This is a genomic window from Streptomyces sp. BA2, assembly GCF_009769735.1.
Taxonomy (GTDB): Bacteria; Actinomycetota; Actinomycetes; order Streptomycetales; family Streptomycetaceae; genus Streptomyces.
On the sequence record NZ_WSRO01000002.1, the window covers coordinates 8,163,251 to 8,182,861 of the forward strand.

The 19,611-nt window shown below is 72.4% G+C and carries 13 protein-coding genes; 9 read left to right on the forward strand and 4 right to left on the reverse strand.

Annotated features, from left to right (window positions below):
* The first annotated feature begins 95 nt into the window (after positions 1-95).
* From E5671_RS39180 to E5671_RS39215, 8 genes are all read left to right on the forward strand, one after another.
* Positions 96-5,036, forward strand: coding sequence for a non-ribosomal peptide synthetase (locus E5671_RS39180; RefSeq protein ID WP_160508971.1), 4,941 nt, complete (start codon positions 96-98; stop codon positions 5,034-5,036).
* Entirely contained in the window at positions 5,033-8,725 is a 3,693-nt protein-coding gene (locus tag E5671_RS39185; RefSeq protein WP_202121437.1) for a beta-ketoacyl synthase N-terminal-like domain-containing protein, read from the forward strand. Before E5671_RS39180 ends, E5671_RS39185 begins: the two co-directional genes overlap by 4 nt.
* The gene (locus tag E5671_RS39190; protein WP_160508972.1) at positions 8,722-10,290 is read left to right on the forward strand and encodes an amino acid adenylation domain-containing protein; all 1,569 of its coding nucleotides are present in this window, start codon (positions 8,722-8,724) and stop codon (positions 10,288-10,290) included. The genes E5671_RS39185 and E5671_RS39190 overlap by 4 nt, the downstream gene beginning before the upstream one ends.
* Positions 10,291-10,393: 103 nt before the next feature.
* A complete protein-coding gene (locus E5671_RS39195; RefSeq protein WP_160508973.1) occupies positions 10,394-11,677 on the forward strand; it encodes an MFS transporter in 1,284 nt (427 codons plus the stop codon).
* A gap of 68 nt (positions 11,678-11,745) precedes the next feature.
* Entirely contained in the window at positions 11,746-12,801 is a 1,056-nt protein-coding gene (locus E5671_RS39200) for a MupA/Atu3671 family FMN-dependent luciferase-like monooxygenase (RefSeq protein WP_160508974.1), read from the forward strand.
* Positions 12,798-13,400 (forward strand): flavin reductase family protein, encoded by a 603-nt coding sequence (locus E5671_RS39205; protein WP_160508975.1) that lies wholly within the window; start codon positions 12,798-12,800, stop codon positions 13,398-13,400. Before E5671_RS39200 ends, E5671_RS39205 begins: the two co-directional genes overlap by 4 nt.
* Entirely contained in the window at positions 13,397-14,350 is a 954-nt protein-coding gene (fabD, locus tag E5671_RS39210; protein ID WP_160508976.1) for an ACP S-malonyltransferase, read from the forward strand. The genes E5671_RS39205 and fabD overlap by 4 nt, the downstream gene beginning before the upstream one ends.
* The gene (locus E5671_RS39215) at positions 14,347-15,135 is read left to right on the forward strand and encodes a thioesterase II family protein (RefSeq protein WP_160508977.1); all 789 of its coding nucleotides are present in this window, start codon (positions 14,347-14,349) and stop codon (positions 15,133-15,135) included. Before fabD ends, E5671_RS39215 begins: the two co-directional genes overlap by 4 nt.
* A gap of 33 nt (positions 15,136-15,168) precedes the next feature.
* On the opposite strand, the gene E5671_RS39220 is transcribed toward E5671_RS39215, so the two are convergent.
* Complete coding sequence (locus E5671_RS39220; RefSeq protein WP_237330334.1) at positions 15,169-15,552, reverse strand: YrdB family protein; 384 nt, start codon at positions 15,550-15,552, stop codon at positions 15,169-15,171.
* An 88-nt stretch (positions 15,553-15,640) separates the two neighbouring features.
* Here E5671_RS39220 and E5671_RS39225 point away from each other — a divergent pair, with 88 nt between their 5' ends.
* Complete coding sequence (locus E5671_RS39225; RefSeq protein WP_160508979.1) at positions 15,641-16,270, forward strand: TetR/AcrR family transcriptional regulator; 630 nt, start codon at positions 15,641-15,643, stop codon at positions 16,268-16,270.
* 304 nt (positions 16,271-16,574) lie between these two features.
* On the opposite strand, the gene E5671_RS39230 is transcribed toward E5671_RS39225, so the two are convergent.
* Genes E5671_RS39230 through E5671_RS39240 form a run of 3 tightly spaced genes read right to left on the reverse strand, consistent with a single transcriptional unit; the run spans position 16,575 to position 19,588 of the window.
* Positions 16,575-17,459, reverse strand: coding sequence for a serine/arginine repetitive matrix protein 2 (locus E5671_RS39230; protein WP_160508980.1), 885 nt, complete (start codon positions 17,457-17,459; stop codon positions 16,575-16,577).
* A gap of 33 nt (positions 17,460-17,492) precedes the next feature.
* A complete protein-coding gene (locus E5671_RS39235; RefSeq protein WP_160508981.1) occupies positions 17,493-17,945 on the reverse strand; it encodes a hypothetical protein in 453 nt (150 codons plus the stop codon).
* Positions 17,942-19,588, reverse strand: a complete 1,647-nt coding sequence (locus tag E5671_RS39240; RefSeq protein ID WP_237330335.1) for a hypothetical protein — start codon at positions 19,586-19,588, stop codon at positions 17,942-17,944. Before E5671_RS39240 ends, E5671_RS39235 begins: the two co-directional genes overlap by 4 nt.
* Positions 19,589-19,611: the final 23 nt, after the last annotated feature.

Genomic DNA, 19,611 nt, shown 5'->3' on the forward strand with positions numbered 1-19,611 from the left:
CGGGCCCTCCGCACGATGCGTGCCCGGCCCAACCCGCTTACGTAGCCCACTGCTTGACGCACCACGTGGTGCACCACTTGAGGAAGGAACCCCCGATGGCGCAGCCGCGCCCGTCCTCCCCTGCCGTGCCCCCGGCACCCCAGCGCCTCGCGGCCACCGTCGCGCCGCTGTCGCCCGCGCAGGAGCGGCTCTGGTTCATCCACCAGGCAGCGCCCGACTCCGCGGTCTACAACGTGCCGCTCCTGAGCCGCTGGCGCGAGCGCATCAGCGTCCCGGCGCTCACCGCGGCCCTGGCCGCGGTCGTCGCGCGGCACGAGGTGCTGCGTACGAGCTATGCGGTACGTGACGGGGCCGCGGTCCAGCACATGGCCGAGCCCGGCTCCGTCCGCGTACCCCTGACCGTCATCGAGTCGGGGCCGCCGGACGATCCGGAGCTGGCCAAGGAGGCCCGCGCGCCCTTCGCCCTCGACGCCGGGCCGCCGCTGCGCTGCACGGTGTGGCAGGAGGACGACGGGCCCGGCACCATGCTGCTCACCGTCCACCACATCGCGATCGACGGATGGTCCCTCGGCGCGCTCTACGGCGACCTCGCGGACGCGTACCGGCAGGCGCTCACGGGCGCACGCCCGGTCCTTCCCGAACTGCCCGTGCAGTACGCGGACTTCGCTGTCTGGGACCGTGCCGTCGCCGACGGCCCCGCGCTGGAGGCCCGCGTCCGCGAACGGGCCGCGCGGCTCGCCGGGGCGGTCGGCGAGCTTGAACTCGGGCCCTGCCCGCCACGCCGCCGCACCGCCGAGGGTGACCGCCGCGGGGAGCAGCACCGGTTCGCGCTCGACGCGGAGCTCTCGGCAGCGGTCGACGCCCTGGCCAAGCGGCTCAAGGTCACCCCGTTCGTCGTGCTGTTCGCCGCCTTCCAGGCCGTGGTGCAGCGCTGGACCGGGCGGCGTGAGTTCCTGCTCGGCACGGTCGCGGCCAACCGGCCGCACCCCGCGGTGGAGGGCCTCGTCGGCTTCTTCGTCAACAGTGTTCCGCTGCACTGCGCACCCGATCCCGAGGCCACCTTCGCCGAGCTGTGCACGGCGTCGCGCGGCGAGGCCTTCCGGGTTCTGGCCCATCAGAGGCTCCCGTTCGACCGGCTGACCGCCGCGGTCCGGGGCAACCTCGCCGACGTGGGATTCGTGCTCCAGAACGCACCGGCCGCCGACCCCGGGGGCCGCCACCCCTGGCACCCGCCCGTCCTGCTCCCCACCGGCACCGCCAAGCAGGACCTGTCCCTGATCCTCGAGTACGCGCCCGACGGCGGTCTTTCCGCCACCATCGAGTACGCCACCGACCGCTACCGGGCCGAGACCGCCGCCCACGTCGCCGAGAGCTACCGTGCCCTGCTGACCGCGGCCGTCGCCGACCCGGAGTCGCGGCTGCGTGAACTCCCGGTGACCCGGCGGGCGTCGGGGGAGCTGCCGTACGGGGTACTGACCGGCGCCGGGCCCTCCGCACGCGGAACCGGCGCCTCGACCGTGCTGCCCCTGCTCGAACACCGCCTCGCCACCGCCGCCCCGGACGCCGTCGCCGTCACCTGTGCGGGACGGAATCTCACCTGGGGTGAGCTCGATGCCTGGTCGCGGACCGTGGCCGGGCAGCTGCGGGCGCATGGCGTCGGGCGGGGAGACCTGGTGCCGGTGCTCTCGGCGCGGGGCGCGTCCCTGGTCGCCGGGTGGCTCGGGGTGCTGCGGGCCGGGGCGGCGTTCGTGCCGCTGGCGATGGACACCCCGGCCGCGCGCATCGAGTTCATCCTCGGCGAGACCGCGGCCCAAGTGGTGCTGGTCTGTGCGGAGGGCGTCGACCATCTCGCCGGCCTCGACACCGGTGCCAAGCCGGTACTGCTCGACGAACTACGCGCACAGGGCTCCGGGTTGATGCCGTTCGCCGGTGAGCAGCCAGCCGGTGACGACCCCGCCGCGGTGATCTACACCTCCGGCACCACCGGCCGCCCCAAGGGTGTACTCGTCCCGCACCGTGGGCTGCTCAATACCGCGCAGTGGTGGGGCCGGGACTGCGGACTCGGCCCGGACGACCGGCTGCTGCTCACGGCGGGTACCGCCTTCGACCCCGCCGCCTTCAACGTCGTGGAAGCACTGCTGGCCGGCGCCCGCCTGATCGTCGCCGACGACGTGGAGCGGCGCGACCCGCGCGCCCTGCTCCGCCTGGTCCGGAGGCCTGAGGGCGCGACCGTCGGCGGCTCGCTGACGCCCAGCCTGCTGCACGCCATGCTGGATGCCGACGAGGACAACACCCCCGCCGGAGCGGCCGCCACCACCCTGCGCGTCCTCTACTCCGGAGGCGAGGCCCTCCCGCGCAGGCTGGCCACGGCATGCGTACGCCGCTGGGGCACCGCGGTCCGCAATGTCTACGGTCCCACCGAGGCGTCCTGCAACAGCACTTACGCCGCGGTCGACCCGGCCGACGACCAGGCCCCCGCGATCGGTGTGCCGCTGCCCGGCACCCGCGCCTATGTGCTCGGGCCGCACGGCGAGGAACTGCCGCCGACCGTCCCCGGCGAGCTGTACGTGGCGGGCGCCGGTGTGGCGCTCGGCTATCTGAACCGGCCGGACCTCACCGAACAGGCCTTCCTGCCCGACCCGTTCGGTGCACCCGGCACCCGCATGTACCGGACCGGCGACCGCGTGGTGCTGCGCGCGGACGGCAGCCTCGGCTATCTCGGCCGGGCCGACGACCAGGTCAAGATTCTCGGCAATCGCATCGAGCCGGGCGAGGTCACCCGCCTCATCGAGGAGAACCCGGCCGTCGCGGCCGCGGCCGTGCACGCGGTGGGAACGCCGCCCGCGCTCGCCGCGTACGTCGAACTCGCCGACGAGTACCGGGTCGGCGAGGCGCGCCCGTCCCGCGAGGAGGTGGTCCGCCCGCTGCTGCGCTGGCTGCCCGCCGCCGTCCTGCCCGCCGAGATCTACGCCGTGGCCGCCCTGCCCCGCACGGTCAACGACAAGGTCGACTTCGCGGCCCTGGCCGGGCTGCGCGACCGGCCGCTGCCGCACGCCGCCCCCACCGCCGCACTCACCCCGGCGCAGCGCCGGGCGGCCGCCCTCCTCGTATCCGTGCTCACCCCCGCACCTGACCCGGCATCCCTCGGCCCCGACGCGGACTTCTTCACCCTGGGCGGACACTCGCTGCTCGCCGTCCGGTTGCTGGCCGAGGCCGAACGGCAATGGGGCACGGCCGTTTCGCTGCGGGCCTTCCTCGCCGAGCCGACCGTGGCCGGGCTGGCCCGCTGCCTGGCGGAGACGCAGGAGAGGCAGGAGGCGCAGGAGACAGCGGAGGGCCGGGACCGGAAACAGCACATGGCGCGTACCGCCGCCGAGTGGGACGCCCAGGGCCCGCACCCGGCCACTCCCGTACAACAGCGGCTCTGGTTCATGGACCGGCTGCCCGCCCAGCGCACGGCGTATCTCGCCCCCAGCGTCGTCGAGTTCACCGGCGCCGTGGACCGCGAGGCCTTGCGCGAAGCCTTCGCCCGTACGCTCGCCCGGCACCCGGGCCTGCGCTCCCGCTTCGCGCTCGATGCCAAGGCCCGCAAGATCGTCTACCGCACGGACGGAGCGGTCCCCGGTGTCGTCCTGGAAGACGGCACCGGCTGGGCGGAGGCCGAGCTCGATGCGCGCATCGGCGAGCTGTGCTGGACGCCGTTCGACCTCGCCGCCGACGCACCGGCGCGCGGCTCGGTGATCGCAGTCGCCGACGACCGCACACTGCTGGTGTACGGCGTGCATCACATCGTCTCCGACGGCTGGTCCCTGGAGCTGGTCATGCGGGACATCGCGCAGACCTACCGGGCTCTGACCACGGGCGTGCCGCTCCTCCTCCCGGAGCCGGGCCACCCGGCCGCGGTGCCCACGGACGGCGCGGGCGCGGTCACGGACGGGACGGAGAGGCTGCTCGCCGCGCTGCGCGGGGCGCCCACCGATATCGAGCTGCCGCACGACCGGGCGCGTACCAAGACGCAGTCGACCGACGCGGACCACCGTGAGGCACGGCTGACCGGTGAACTCCCGCAGCGGATCAGGGAGATCGCGGCGGAACAGCGCTGCACCACCTTCATGACCGCGGCCACCCTCCTCGCGGCCGCTCTGGCCCGGCGCTCCGGCCAGCGGGACTTCCTGTTCGCGTTCCCCTGGGCGGGCCGCGACGGCACCGGGCGTGCCGAAGCGGTCGGCATGTTCGTCAACACGCTGCTCGTACGGGCGGATCTGGCGGACGGACCGACCTGGCGTGAACTCCTCGCCCGAGTGCGGGAGTCGGCGCTCATCGCGTACCGGTACGCGGACACGCCCTTCGACGCACTGGCCGCCGCGCTGCACCCGGACCGCGATCTGAGCAGGCCGCCCGTCACCCCGGTGTATCTGAACGCCGTCGACGAAGCGCCGCAGCCGCCGCGGCTCAGCGGTGCGGCAGGGGCCCGCTATGTGGTCCCGCCTCGGCTGAAGGCCAAGTACGAGCTGGAGCTGACCTGCACCGGCGGCGCGGACGGCCTCGTCTTCTCCCTTGTCCATCTCACCGCTCTGTTCGACGGGCCGACCGTCGACGAGCTACTTGCCGACCTGGCGCGGGCCGCCCGCGACCTGTCCAACGATCCGGAGGCCCCTGTGCTCGACACCGTTTCCCAGCCGAAGACCGACGCCCCGCGCACCACGGACGAGCTCGCCGACCTGGTGGCCGACGCCTGGAGCGAGGTGCTTGATGTGCCCGATGCGCCGCGCGACGTCAACTTCTTCGAGGCAGGCGGGGATTCGCTGCTGCTCATCGTGCTCCTGGACCGGCTCGGCGAGCTCACCGGTCGCGAGCTCGATGCCGCCGACCTCTTCGAGCACAGCACGGTGGAGGCCCAGGTGGCTTTCCTCCTCGGCAGCGCCACCGCTGCCGCCGCCCCCGCCCCGCAGCAGCCGGAGACCGGTGTGGTCCGGGGCCGGTCCGGCCTCATCGGCCGCAACCGTCGCACTGCCTCGCCGGAGGGCTCCGCATGAGCCCCACCGCCGACTTGAACGACGACGGGGCGATGGACGGGGCGATAGCCGTCATAGGCGTCGGCTGCCGTTTCCCCGACGCCTGGAGCCCGCACGAGTTCTGGCAGAACATCGCGACCGGTCAGGTCGCGATCCGGGACCTCGATCCCGACCGGCTGCGCGCGGCGGGCCTGAGCGAAGAGCTGCTCGCCTCGCCCGAGTACGTGAAGCGGGCGGCCGGCATCCCGGGCGCCGCGGAGTTCGCCGCCGACTTCTTCGGCTACTCGCCCTCCGAGGCCGAGGCCACCGACCCCCAACAGCGCATTTTCCTGGAGGCCTGCTGGCAGGCCCTGGAGTCCGCGGGCCGCCCGCCGATCGGCGACAGCCTGGTCACCGGCGTCTTCGCGGGCGGCAGTCCCAGCACCTACCTCGCGGCCTTGCAGACTTCCCGAGCGCTGGCCGGCGGTGTCATCGCGGCTGTCGACGACGTGGCCCTGCATCTGGGCGGTCTCGGCGACTTCCTGCCGTCCCGGGTCGCGTACAAGCTGGGGTTGCGCGGACCGTCCATCGGTGTGCAGACCGCCTGCTCGTCCTCGCTGACCGCAGTGCACTACGCGGTTCTCAGCCTGCTGTCCGGCGAGTGCGACATGGCCCTCGCGGGCGGCGCCTCGGTCAATGAGCCGATGCTCGGCTACCGCCACCAGGTGGGCGCGCTCTCCTCGAAGGACGGCTACTGCCGGCCGTTCGATGCCCGCTCGACCGGTACGTCCTTCAGCTCGGGCGTCGGAGTGGTGGTGCTGCGCCGGCTCGCCGACGCCCAGCGCGACGGCGACCCCGTGCTCGCCGTCGTACGGGGCACCGCCGTCGGCAACGACGGCTCCAACCGCTCCGGCTTCACCGCCCCCAGCCCCGCGGGGCTCGCCGACGTCGTGGCTGCGGCCCTCGATGTGGCCGGGGTCCGCGGCGACCAGCTGCGTTATGTCGAGGCTCATGGTTCCGGTACCCCGCTGGGCGACCAGATCGAGCTGCGCGGACTGACCGCGGGCCTGCGGGCCGGTTCTGGGCCGGCGCTGACCGGGTACTGCGGCCTCGGCTCCGTCAAAGCCAACATCGGGCACTGCGGGCCCGCGGCCGGTATCGCCGGACTGATCAAGGCGATCCAGGTGGCCCGCACCGGCCGGCTCCCGCCACACCCGCTCTTCGAGCGCCCGCGCAACCCCGGCGTGCTCGCCGAAAGCCCCTTCACGATCTCCCGGGACGCGGGCGCCGCCGCCGACGGAGCCCCCTACACTCTGGTCAACTCCATGGGCCTCGGTGGCACCAACGCCACCGCGGTCATCGGTCCGCCGCCCGCCCCGACCCGCGCCCCGGCCCCCGAGCGCGAGCAGGCCAGGCTCGTCCTGTCGGCCCGCGACGAGGCCGAACTCGACGCAGTGGCCCGGAACCTGGCCGATGCCCTGGAGCAGGACCCGGCCCTGCCGGTCGCCGATGTGGCCCACACCCTGCGGGTCGGCCGCACCGGCCAGGCCCACCGCCGCGTGGTGACCGTCCGCCCGGCCGACGACCGCGCCCTGCTCGCCGATGCCCTGCGCGCTCCCGCCGAGCCCGCGCCGAAGGCACTGCGCCGGGTGCAACTGGTGGTCTCGGCACCGGCCGCGGTGGCCCGGCCCGTCCTCACCCGCCTGCACACCGCGTTCGGCGGACGTGCCGAGGTCGTCACAGTCACCGGAGACGAACTGACCGTACCGGCAGGCAGGTTCACGATCCTGATCGGCCCGGGGGTGGACAGGCACGCAGGCCACCAGGCCCTCGAAGGCACGGAGATCGACCACGTCCTGCCGCTGGAAGACCCCGACGGCAACCCCGCAGACCCCGCAGACCCCGGAGGCCCCGACTGCGGCAATCCCGGCTCCAGGCCTCTGCTCGCCGACCGACTGGACGCGGCCGTCACCGCCGCCTGGCTGCATGGCATCGAGGTCGACTGGGCAGCCCTCGCGGACGGCCGCGGACAGCGGCTCGCCCTGCCCACCTACCCCTTCACGCGCGGCCGTTACTGGGCCCTCGACCACCTGCCCCCGCCGGCCGCGCCCCCCGCGCGGACCGCGGAGACCGCCCCCGCAGCCGTCGCCACGCCGGGAGACGAAGCGCCGGGAGACGAGGCGCCGGGAGACGAGGCGCCGGACGAGGGCGATTCCGTACTGCGCGCGCTCCTCGAGCTGTGGCGGCAGATCTTCGGCCGCACCGACCTCGGCCCGGATGAGCAGTTCGGCGAGCTGGGCGGTGACTCCCTCACCGCGATGCGCGTGGAGGCAGGCGTCCAGCGACAGTTCGGCGTCGCCGTGAACGTCTACCGGGTGGGCGGGGCCCAGGCCACCGCGCGCAGAACGGCCGAGATCGTACGCGGCCTCACAAGCGCACCGGACACCGCCGAAGCCACGGCCGCCCGCCCCTGTGCGGCACCGGCACCGGCCCCGGCCACCGAGGCCGACCTGGTCGACGCCGACCTCCGCCTCCCCCTGGGCGAGGTGCACCCCAATACCGGAATCGGAACCGGGGCCACGGCTGCCGGGGACACTCTGCTGACCAGCGCCACCGGCTTCCTCGACACCTTCGTACTGCACGAGCTGCTGAGGTCGGGCGAGGGCCGCGTGCACTGTGTGCTGCCCGTGGCCGGCGAGGCCGAGGGCCGGGAGCTGCTCAGGGCGCGGGCCGAGGCCTGTGCGCTACCGGCCCCCGACCCCGCACGGGTGCCGTTGCTGCTGGCAGGACCGGCCGGGCTCGCCGGGCTGTTCGCCGGGCCGGCGGCCGCTCAACTCCCGGCCGGGGTGGGCCGGGTGGTGCACACGTCCGCGCCGTTCGGGCTCACAGGACCGTACGAGGAGCTGCGCGACGACACCGTCCTGCCGTTCGCCGCGCTGCTCACCTGGATGCGCGGCCACGGCATCGAAGACATCACCCTGCTCTCCACCCTCAGCGCCTGCGGCGCCGGACTCGGCGCAGAGAGCCGCGTCGAGGAGACCCGGGAACAGCCGCTGCGCCCCGGCATGCACGGCGGGGCCGTCGCCGCCTGGGTCGGTGAGCGCCTGCTGGGGCGGGCCGAACAGGACGGCATGCGGGTCCGGGTGTTCCGTACGGGGCTGCTGCTCGGCAGCGCCGCCTCCGGCGCCTGCGACCCCGACCACCCGCTGTGGCGGCTGCTCGCCGGCGCCTTGGCCGTCGGGGCGCACCCGAGGGACGAGCGCCCGCTGGCCGTGAGCCCGGTCGATCTCGCGGCCCGCGCCATCGCCGAACTCGCCCTCTCCCCGGTGTCGGAGGGCCGCGCCTACCACCTGGTCGGCGAGGACACCGTGACCGCACAGCGACTCTTCGAGCTGCTCGCGGCCGCGGACCGCCCGACGTCCACCGTCACCGAGCGCCAGTGGCAGCGCGACATCGCGCTGCGCGCCCTGGACCACGAGAACGAGACGCTCGACCCGCTCGCCCCGCGCGCCATGGGCCGTTTCGCCCTCGGCGCCACCCGGATCGAGGCCAAGGCCTGGCAGTCCTGGCTCAGCAGCGGCGGCCACGACCCCCGGCCCACCGGCGAACTCCTGCTGCGCAGCCTCGACTTCGCCGCGCGGCGCCGCGGCGGCTACGCGGAGCTCCTCGGCCACGTGGCACTGCGCGAAGACGCCCCGCAAGGCACCCTCAGCACGCAAGGAACCCGATGAACGACCGCACGCTGTACGACTGGTTCGCGAGCTCCGTGGACCGTTACCCCGACGAGCCCGCCCTGGAGGTGAAGGGCCAAACCCTCACCTACCGGCAGCTCGACGAGCGGGCCTGCGCGGTCGCCGCCGCACTCGTCGAGGCGCACGGCAAGCCCCCCGCCAGGATCGCCCTGCTGGCATCGCGCAGCCTCACCGCCTTCGCGGGCTATCTCGCCGCGCAGCGCCTCGGCGCCACGGTGACCCCGCTCAACCCGGGCTACCCGGCCCGCCGTAACCGTGCCGTGTGCGAGCTCGCCCGCGCCGACGTCCTCGTGGTGGACGACGGTGGTGCCGCCCAACTGGAGGCAGCTCAGGGGCAGTCGGGGCTCACCGTGGTCCGGCTCGACGACGACGCGACGGCCGGGCTGCCGTACGCGCAGGGGGTGCTGCCGCCGCGTACCGCCACACCCGACGACATCGCGTACGTCCTGTTCACCTCCGGCTCCACGGGGCGGCCCAAGGGCGTACCGGTCAAGCACCGCAATCTCGCGCCGTACATCGCCCACAACATCGAACGCTTCGAGGTCGGCCCCGGCTGCCGGGTCTCGCACACCTTCGACCTCACCTTCGACCCGTCGGTCTTCGACCTCTTCGTCACCTGGGGCGGCGGCGCCACCCTCGTCGTGCCGCAGCGCATCGAACTGCTCAAGCCGGTCGAGTACGTAGTCGAACGGTCCCTCACTCATTGGTTCTCGGTGCCTTCGGTGGTGTCCGTGACGGCGGGCCTCGGCAACCTGCCCGCGGGCGAGGCGACCCAGCTGCGCTACGGCATCTTCATCGGTGAGCAGCTCACCGACCGCCAGGCCCGGCTGTGGCGGGCGGCGGCGCCCAAGGCGCGGATCGAGAACGTCTACGGCCCCACCGAACTCACCGTCGCCTGCACCGAGTTCAGGCTCCCCGAGGACCCGGACGACTGGCCCGACTCGTCCAACGGGACCGTGCCCATCGGCCCCGTCTACGGCTTCCTCGACCATGTCGTCCTCGACGAGTCGGGCCGCCCCGCCGAGGAGGGCGAGCTGTGCGTCCGCGGCTCGCAGCGCTTCGACGGCTATCTCGACCCGGCCGACGACGCGGGCCGCTTCCTTTCCTACGACCCGGCCGGCGACCACCCGGCCGAGGTCTACCGGGGCGAGGTCTACCGGGGTGAGGGCCCGCTCACCCCCGCGCACTACTACCGCACCGGCGACCGCGTCCGCCGGGAGAACGGCACCCTGACGCACCTCGGGCGCCTCGACAACCAGGTGAAGGTGCGCGGCTATCGCATCGAGCTCGGCGAGATCGAGTCCGCGCTGCGCCGCCACCCGGCGCTGGCCGACGCCGTGGTGGTGGCCGTACCGGGCCGCGACGAGACCGAGCTGGTCGGCTGCTACACGGGCGAGCCGGTGAAGCCCACCGACGTCATGCTCTGGCTGCGCAAGCAGGTGCCCGTGCACATGGTGCCGCGCCGCTTCGAGCAGCTGGCCGCCATGCCGCTCAACCCCAACGGGAAGATCGACCGCCCCGCGCTGCGGCAGCGGTTCTCCTAGCACCCGGTTCTCCTAGCACCCGGTTCTCCTGGCACCCGGTCCGCGTCACGCCCGGTCCGCAGCCTCCAACCACCCCCCGTCTACGACAAGTTCAGGAAGTCCGATGTCGCTCCCGATCCCCACGATCCTCCGAGATCTCAAGCCCCCGCCCGGTGTGGTGCGCGTCCTCGCCGCGAGCAATCTGGCCCGGACGGTCGCCAACGGCTTCCTGCTCTCCGTCAGCGTGCTGTTCTTCATCCGCTCCGTGGGCATCCCGGCGGAGCGCGTGGGCCTCGGTCTCACCGTCGCCGCCGTCCTCGCGATGGTGGTGAGCATCCCGGCAGGGCAGTTGTCGGACCGGCTCGGCTCCCGCAACACCTCCGTGGTGTTCGGCGTCGTGCAGGGCGTGGTGGTCTGCGGCTACGCCTTCGTCGGCGGCTTCACCGGCTTCCTGGCCGTCGTCGCCCTCGCCTCGATGATGGACGCCGCGGGGGCGGCCGCCCGTGGCGCACTGATCGCGGAGGCCCTTCCTGCGGCCGAGCGGGTACGCGCCCGCGCCTATCTGCAGTCGGTCATCAACGTCGGGCTCTCGCTCGGCACCCTGCTCGGCGGCGCGGCGCTCGCCGTCCACTCCGCGGCGCTCTACACCGTGCTGCTGCTCGGCAGCGGCGCCCTGTTCGTCGTCGCGGGCCTGATGTGCCTGCCGCTGCCGCTGCCGCCCACCAGGGCGGCGGCCGCGGCCAAGGACGGCGTGGACCGGCGGCATGTGCTGCGCGACGTCCCGTACCTGACCGTGGCGGCCCTCAACGCGGTCCTTGTGCTCGGCACCGACGCGCTGCTCACCGTGGCCCTGCCCATCTGGATCGCCCACCGCACCGACGCTCCGGCCTCGCTGTACGCCGGGATCATCTTCATCAACACCGCGATGTGCGTGCTGTTCCAGGTACGGATGAGCAAGGGTGCCGAGGACGTACGCGGCGGAACACGCGCCCTCCGCAGATCCGGCATCCTGCTCGCCGTCGCCTGCGCCTGTTTCGCCCTGTCCGCCGGGCAGCCCGCCTGGGTCGCGGCCGTCTGCCTGATCGTCGGCGCCTTCGTCCACGTATGCGGAGAGATGCTGCACTCGGCCGGGTCCTGGGCGCTCTCCTACGACCTGGCTCCCGAAGACGCACACGGGCAGTACCAGGGGCTCTTCAATCTCGCGCAGCGTGTGGGCGCTGCCGTCACTCCGGCCCTCACCACCGCCGTGATCATCGGCTGGGGCTGGCCGGGCTGGCTGCTTTTCGGGGCCGTGGTGCTCGCCGGCGGTCTCGCCTTCCCCGCGGTCGGGGCCTGGGCGGCCCGCACTCGGGCACACCCGCAGCCGGAGCAACGAGCGGCCGAGCCCGCGGGGTCGACCCAAGCCTGAACTCCTGCTCCCAGGAACGACATCCACCCCGCCTCCCGTCCGCCAGATGGACCGTCAGAGAGACACACATGGACTTCAGCCTGTTCTACTTCGGCAACGACAGCACCGCGCCCGGCGACGGCGGCAGCCGCTACGACCTGGTCCTCGACGGAGCGCGCTTCGCCGATGAGCACGACTTCACCGCCGTATGGACGCCAGAGCGGCACTTCCACCCCTTCGGGGGGCTCTACCCCAATCCCGCGGTGACCGGCGCCGCCATCGCCGCGGCCACAAGACGGGTCGCGGTCCGCGCGGGCAGCGTCGTCGCACCGCTGCACCATCCGCTGCGGATCGCCGAGGAGTGGTCGGTCGTCGACAACATCTCCGGCGGCCGGGTCGGACTCGCCTTCGCCTCGGGCTGGCACGCGACGGACTTCGCGCTGCGCCCGGAGTCGTACGAGAACCGTCGTGAGGTCCTCCTCGACACCGTGCGGCAGGTCCGCGGGCTGTGGCGCGGCGAGGAGGCGGAGGTCGTCGACGGCACCGGCAAGACGCAGCGGGTGCGGTCCTATCCGCGTGCCGTGCAGCGCGAGCTGCCGGTGTGGATCACCAGCGCGGGTGGCATCGAGACCTTCCGCAACGCCGGCACGCTGGGCGCCGGTGTCCTGACGCATCTGCTCGGCCAGGACATCGACGAGCTTGCCACGAAGATCACCGCCTATCGCGAGGCCGTGGCCGCCCGCCCCGACGCCGACGGCTGGCGGGGCCACGTCGTGGTGATGGTCCACACCTATCTGCACGACGACGAGGACACCGCCCGGGACCTGGTCCAAGAGCCGCTGCGGGACTACCTGCGCACGTCGGTGGGGCTGCTCCTCGGTTCAGGGGCCCACACCAGTGCGCGGCGCCTCGATCCGGCCAAGCTCCGCGAGAAGGACCTGGACTTCCTGGTGGACCGGGCCTTCGACCGCTATTACGACGACGGCGGGCTGCTCGGCACAGTCCCCAAGGCGGCCCGGGTCGTCGAGCGCCTCAAAGGCCTCGGTGTCGACGAGATCGCCTGCCTCATCGACTTCGGGCTGCCCACGAAGGTCGTCCTCGACGGCCTTCCGCAGCTCGACGCGCTGAAGAAGCTGAGCGCATGAGCGGGGCGGGGGAGCTCCTGACCGGAGCGGACGAACTCCTCGACAGGACTCGGCAGCCGGCCGCGCCCCCGGCCCTCACGGCAAGGGCCGCGCACCCGGACGCCGGAGCCGCGCGGCGGGCCTTCCGGCAGACGGCGGGCCGGTTCCCCACCGGTGTCACGGTGGTCAGCACTGTCGTCGACGGGCAGCCGCACGGCACTACCGTGAACTCCTTCACCACCGTGTCGATGGACCCGCTGCTGGTCCTCGTCTCGCTGGGCCGCGGCTCCCGGCTGCACGACCACGTCCTGAACGGCTGGCGGTTCGCGGTCACCGTGCTCTCCGACCGGCAGGAGGGCGACGCCCGTTGGTTCGCCGACCCGGCCCGCCCGGTGGGACGCGAGGCCTTCGGCGGACGCCCCTGGAGCGCGGCACCGTACTCCGGCGCACCCGTACTCCTCGATGGCGTCGCCTACTTCGACTGCGCGGTCGAGGACGCTCACCCCGCGGGCGACCACACCCTGCTGCTCGGCCGCGCCGAGTCCTTCGGTGTGCTCTCCGACCGGCCCGCGCTGCTCTTCTCCGACAGCCGATTCGCCCCGCGCAAGGAGCGCCCGTGACCCGTGTCTTCATGTTCCCCGGCCAGGGCGCACAGCACCTCGGCATGGGAAAGGACCTGTTCGACCGCTTCCCCGAGAAGACGGCGCAGGCCGATGACGTCCTCGGCTACTCGATCCGGGAGCTCTGCCTCGACGACCCCGAAGGCAGGCTGGCCCACACGGAGTTCACCCAGCCCGCCGTGTACGTCGTCAACTCCCTTGCGTACGCGGCCGCCCTGACCCAAGAAATCGCCCCGGACGTGGCCATCGGCCACAGCCTGGGCGAGTACAACGCCCTCGCGGCGGCCGGGGTCTTCGGCTTCGCGGACGGGCTGCGGCTCGTGACGGCCAGGGCGCGGGCCATGGCCGCGATCACCGACGGTGGCATGTCCGCCGTGAGCGGCATGGACGAGGCGGTGATCCGACTGCTGCTCCGCCGTGCCGGGCTCGAGTCGGTCGAGGTGGCCAATCTCAACACCGCCGACCAGACGATCATTGCCGGACCGCTGGCGAAACTGACGGCGGCGGCCACCCTGCTGCGCGGCTCGGGCGCCCGCAGCGTCCGCGAGCTGAACGTGAGCGGCCCCTTCCACACCCGCCATATGACTCCGGCGGCGGCCGCCTTCGCCCCGGTGCTGCGCGCCACCGCCCTCGCCGCCCCGGCGTTCCCCGTCATCGCCAACCGGACCGCGCGGCCGTACACCGCCGATTCCCTGATCGAGCTGATGCGGGACCAGATCGACCACCCGGTGCTCTGGCAGCGGACCGTCGAACAACTTGACGGCCCCGGCGCGGAGTTCAAGGAGATCGGAGTCGGCACGGTCCTCACCCGCTTGCTGCGCGCCATCCGCAGCTCGGCCCACGGCGCGTCCGGGGCCGCCCGCCCCACTTCCCCGCGCATCACTACCGCACCCCGCTCCACCGCGGCCACCGCGGCCGCCGCAGTCACCGCCGAAAAGGACAGGGCATGACCGAACTCGCCACCACTGCCGCCTCTGTGATCCGCCCGCGCCCGGTCGACGACCCGGAGCTGCGGCTGTTCCTGCTGCACCACGCGGGCGGCTCGCATCTCGCCTACCGGGACTGGGCTCCGCGCTTCCCGGCCTCCTGGGACATCTGCCTTCTGGAGGCGCCCGGCCGCGGATCCCTGAGTCAGCTGCCCGCCCACGTCACCGCGCCGGGGCTGTCCGCCCATTTTCTGGATGCCGTGGCGCCGCGACTGGACGTGCCGTTCGCGCTCTTCGGACACAGCATGGGCGCCCTCATCGCGTACGAGATGACACAGCAGCTCGCCGAACGCTTCCTGCCGGAACCCGCATGGCTCGGCATCTCCTCCTGCGAGGCCCCCTTCGAGCCGGCCGCCGACGCCGGCCCACCCCTGTACACCCTGCCGTCACCGCAGCTGCGAAACGCCCTCGCGGCCATGGGCGGACTGCCCCCGACCATCATCGAGGACGACGACATCTGGCAGCTGTACGAGCCGCGGTTGCGCGCCGACTTCCAGGTGGTCGGCGAGTGGCGTCCCCGCCGGGCGGGCGCGGACCGCATCGCCGTCCCCTGCTCGCTCTTCGGCGGCGAGGACGACGCGGTGGTCGCCCCCGGCCACTTGATGGAGTGGGCCGCGGGAGCGGACCAGCTCATCGGGCAGCACCTCTTCGCGGGCGCGCACTTCTACTTCGACGGCCTGGCCGACGAGGTCGTCGCCCAGATCGTGGAGGAAATCGACACGGCCCTGCCAGGAACGGCCAGTTGGTGAACCACGGGCTGCCACCCCGCCGCCCCGCCCCCGTCACTTCGTCAGAAGCCACCAGACCCGGTCGTAGGCGAGGACGTGATAGACGACGAGGGCGACGAGGAACCAGCGGGCGACGCGGCGGATCTCCAGATGGTGGAGGGCGGCGACCGCCCCGAAGAACACGGAGAGTTCGAGGAGCAGCCGGAGCGGGCCCGGTGTCTCGAAGTCGGTCTCGCCCGAGCGCGACTCGTCGCCCGACACGGCGAAGGCGCCCCAGGCCCAGCCGACGAAGACGGGCAGGGCGATCACGGTGAGCCAGCGCCATGGTGATGGTGTCCTGCGCCATGCCCACAGACCGAGGCAGCCCAGCGCGAAGAGTTCGAAGAGGAAGCGGATCAACAGCATGGCCGGGTTGTAGGCCAGAGCGATGGTGGTCAACGTGCTCCCCCAGGGTCGGTGACGTGGGGGGAGCATAATTACGCTACGGCCGTTGCGTAAAGGGGGTGGTCTGGTTAAATTCGTTCCCATGACCACCACTGCCCGGCGCGGCCGCCCCCGGGGGGAAGGCACAGACGCCCGCATCCTCGCGGCGGCGCACGAACTGCTCCTGGAGCGCGGGTACGAGGGCTACTCGATCGACGAGGTCGCCCAGCGGGCCAAGGTCGCCAAGACCACGCTCTACCGGCGCTGGCCCACCAAGGACCACCTCATCGTCGCCGTCGTCGCCAAGATCCAGGACGACGTCCCGGTGACGGACACCGGAGACATCCGGCACGACCTCGTCGCGTATCTCGAAGCCATCGCGGCGGGCCTGGACCGCATGCGCCGGGTCGGCGCCTCGGCGGACGGCCCGTCGGCCGGCCTGGTCGCGGAACTCGTCGCGGCCGCCGCCCGCCATGCGGACGTGGGCCAGGCCGTACGGGCGGTCTTCGCCCGCCGCAACGCACTGCCGCTCGCACTCCTGGAGACCGCGCGGGCACGCGGCGACCTGAAGGCCGACGCTCAACCGACCCTGATCTTCGACGGGTTGGCGGGCGCGGTCTATTACCGCCTGCTGATCACCGGCGAGCCCTTCGGCGGCGACTATGCCTCCCGCCTCGTCGACCAGGTCCTGGCCGGAGCCCTTGCACCGACCCCGCGCGCCGAACGAAGCTGATCGCTACCGGGGTTCGACTTCACGTCACACTTCCGAGAGGCGCAGGGCGTGGATCTCCGCGTCCTTGTCGCGGTCGCTCATTGGTAGTAGCCGCAGGGCGGCGAACACGTTAGTGACGGTCAGGTAAGCGAGACGGAGCGACACGAGTGCTCATCCTGCCGCACTACCGACCAGACTCCTGAGCTGGCGCTTCCGCCGACGTACCGGCCACCCGCTGTACGGCGTGCGCGGCGCACAGCTCCTTCAGCGCACTGACGGGCGCGATGCAAGGACGGGCCACCACTGGGGAAGGCCTGAGGGTTACTCATGAGGATGGGCAGTAGGCCGTCGGGCAGAAGGAGTTCACGGCGTTCTGCAGTATCTCGGACTGCGTGGTCCTTGCGCCGGAGGGGGCTGAGACGAGTACGGCGTACATGGCGTGGTCGTCCGCTGTGGCGCGGTGGTCCATGATGCGTCGATGGCCCGCCGTGTTGCTGGTGTAGGTGTATTCGAGGTAGACGGCGGAGTCGGTGTTCGGTCCCTGGCTCGCAAGGCTGACAAGGTCGAAGTCGGGCTGTTGCGAGGCGAGCCGCTCGGCCTCGGCGGCGGAGTCGTACGGGGTTGGTTCCGGGCCGTTGAGCTGGAAGAGCTGGAGGAAGTACGTCCCGTCAGGTGAGGAATATATGACGCTGGCATCGCCGGTGGTGCGCTGCCAGCCGTTGCGTACATCGACGGTGAATCCGGCCTCGTCGTCGACCCGGGTGTAGCCGGGGGCGGGCGGGTCGCCGTCGGAGACGGACGGGCTGTCCGTGGCTGTGGGTTCGTCGGTGGGTTCCTCGGTGGGTTCGTCCGTCGTCTCGTTGGTTGGCTCGTCGGTCGGACTGTTGGTTGCCGTCGGGGTGGCCGGGCCCGGCAGTGTGCCGGGGCGGTTATCGCTCGAGCGGTCCACGAGAAACCAGGTGCCGACGCCCAGGACCGCGCACATGAGGACGGCAATCAGGCTGAGGACCAAGCGGCGTTGGGGGTTGGTGACCACTGCGTCGGGCTCGGGTGAGTGCGGAGAATCGGGGCCCGGTGCGGTCGCGTCCCACGGCGGTGTGGGCTGCGGCTCGTACGGCGACGGCCCTTGTGGCGGCGGCTCGTACTCCGGCTGCCCGTGCTGTGGTCCTTCCGGAACCCAGCGCTGGTTCTCGGCGTCCCAGTGGCTCATGGCGCACCCCGATGTGTTCGTTCCGCGTGCTGTTCAGCCGCTCAGCAGCTGGACTATCGCCTGGACCACAGCTACCGCCGAGGCCAGGCCACCGGCCGCGCTCGTGCCTGTCTCCAGGTGGGCGCGCAGCCGCTCAAGGCGGCCTTGGTCCGGCCGCCCTGTGGTGGCTATCTCCTCCTCGACCCGGGCGAGTTGGCCGTCCAGGTCGAGGGTGGGGTCCAGGCTGTCCGGGCCCGGAGCGCTGGGGGCGAGCAGCGGCAGCTGGTCGCGCAGGGTGTGGATGGCCGCCAGCAGGGCCGCGGTGTCCCGGCCCAGCGGCACACCATCGTTTGTGGTGTGCACCGCCTGGGCGCCGGGACCGGAGGCGACCGCGCCGCCGTGCATCGTGGTGATGGTGATGTTGCCCGAGGTGGGGCCCGCGACGCGGCGTGGTGGTTCATTGGTGCCGCCCGGGTCAGGGCTGTGGGGTGGTGCGGTGTCGGTCATGAGGAACCTCCTGGTGGCTTCTGGGGTGCGTTGCCGTGGGCCGGGCCCGGCCGCGAGGAGTGATGGGCGCCGGCATGGTCGCCGGTGGCCACGGCCCCGCCGCTCATGGCTCCGACGAAGACGCCGCCACTGCTGACATTGACGATCTGCTGCTCGAACTCGCCCGTCTCGTAGCCCTGGGTGCGTAACGCTTCCCGTACGCCGCTGATGATCCGGTCCTGGACCGTCTTCACGTAGCGGCTGATGTCCATCTCCTGCATCAGCGAGACCTGCTCGGCGCTGCCCTGCTCGCGGATCGACGCCTCAGGGCCGTCCGGTATCGCGCGCCGGGGGTCGGCCAGCCAGACGCGGAAGAGCGCGATGAGCGTGCGGATGGCGGAGGCCCCGGCTGCCACGGACGCGGAGGGCGCGGCGAACAGGGCGCGGACCGCTTCGCGTCCTACGTCCGGGTGGTCGCGGGCAGCGACGACGTCCACGATCCTGAACGTGTCACTCAGCGGCATCAGGATGTGCGGGATGACCTCGAGGACCAGCATCTCGCCCTGGGTATGCACCCGGACCAGGATGGAGACGACCACCTGCTCGTCCCAGGCGCCGATCCGGATCCGCAGGAAGTGCCGTCGGGCCTCGCCGCCTTCGTCGACGGCCTCGGTCAGATGCCGCTGAACGGAGAGGGCGTCATAGGAGACCTGACCGCGGGCCGGACCGACCGGCAGATAGACGAACTCGTCGATTTCCAGCTCGCGCAGACGGTCGCGGCCGGTGGCAGCGGCGGAGGCGCACAGCCGCTCAAGACGGGGCACGATCAGATCGACGACGGTACGAGCCAGCAGACGGTCGGCGGTGGGCCGGCTGCCGTCCGGAGCGATGCGGCGGCGCAGTTCGAGGGCGAAGGACCAGGGTTCGTAGGGGCGTCCGGCGCCGACGAACGGGCGGTAGGGGTCGTAGAAGGTGAGCGGGGCGTACTGCTCACGGTCGATGGCGGCGGTGATCCGCCGTAGCCGCAGCGTGCTCTGCGGCAGCGCGCGGGGCACCCTCGAAAAGGCGTCGGACGACAGCTCGTGACGCATGATGTCCTCGACCCGCGAGCGGTGCAGCCACACCGGCAGGACCAGCAGCAGCGGGAAGAGCAGGGCGAGCAGCACCGCGGGATCGGAGAGGGCGAGGAAGAGCGCCGCAACCCAGTAGGCGAGGACGAACATGCGGGGGCCGATCGGCGCCAGCACGGTGAGCCGGCCGCTGCTGGCGCGGCGCAGGGTCGCTCGATCCATGGTGTAGACGGACAGGCTACGCGCGCCGAGGGTCAACCGGGTGCTCAACACCAACAGGACGATCACCGCGTACACCAGGAACCACGGCACCAGCAGCGACGGGACATTGGCGTTCAGCTCGACCACGATGAACAGCACCCATATCAACAGGACCTGCACCGCGGCCTGCACCTCCAGACGGCGGGCGCGCAGCGCGTGAGCCAGGACAGGGACTACATCGATCCCGAGCGAGGGAGCGACGGACCGCTCCTCGTGCTCGATGAGTTCCTCGATGACCTTGCGGCGGAACATGCCGTGGACATAGGTCCCTGCACAGAGCAGGCGCGTCGCCTCGCTGCGTGAGTAGTTGTGGGAATGTCCCTGCAGCGGCATGCCCATGCACCCCCCGATGGTCA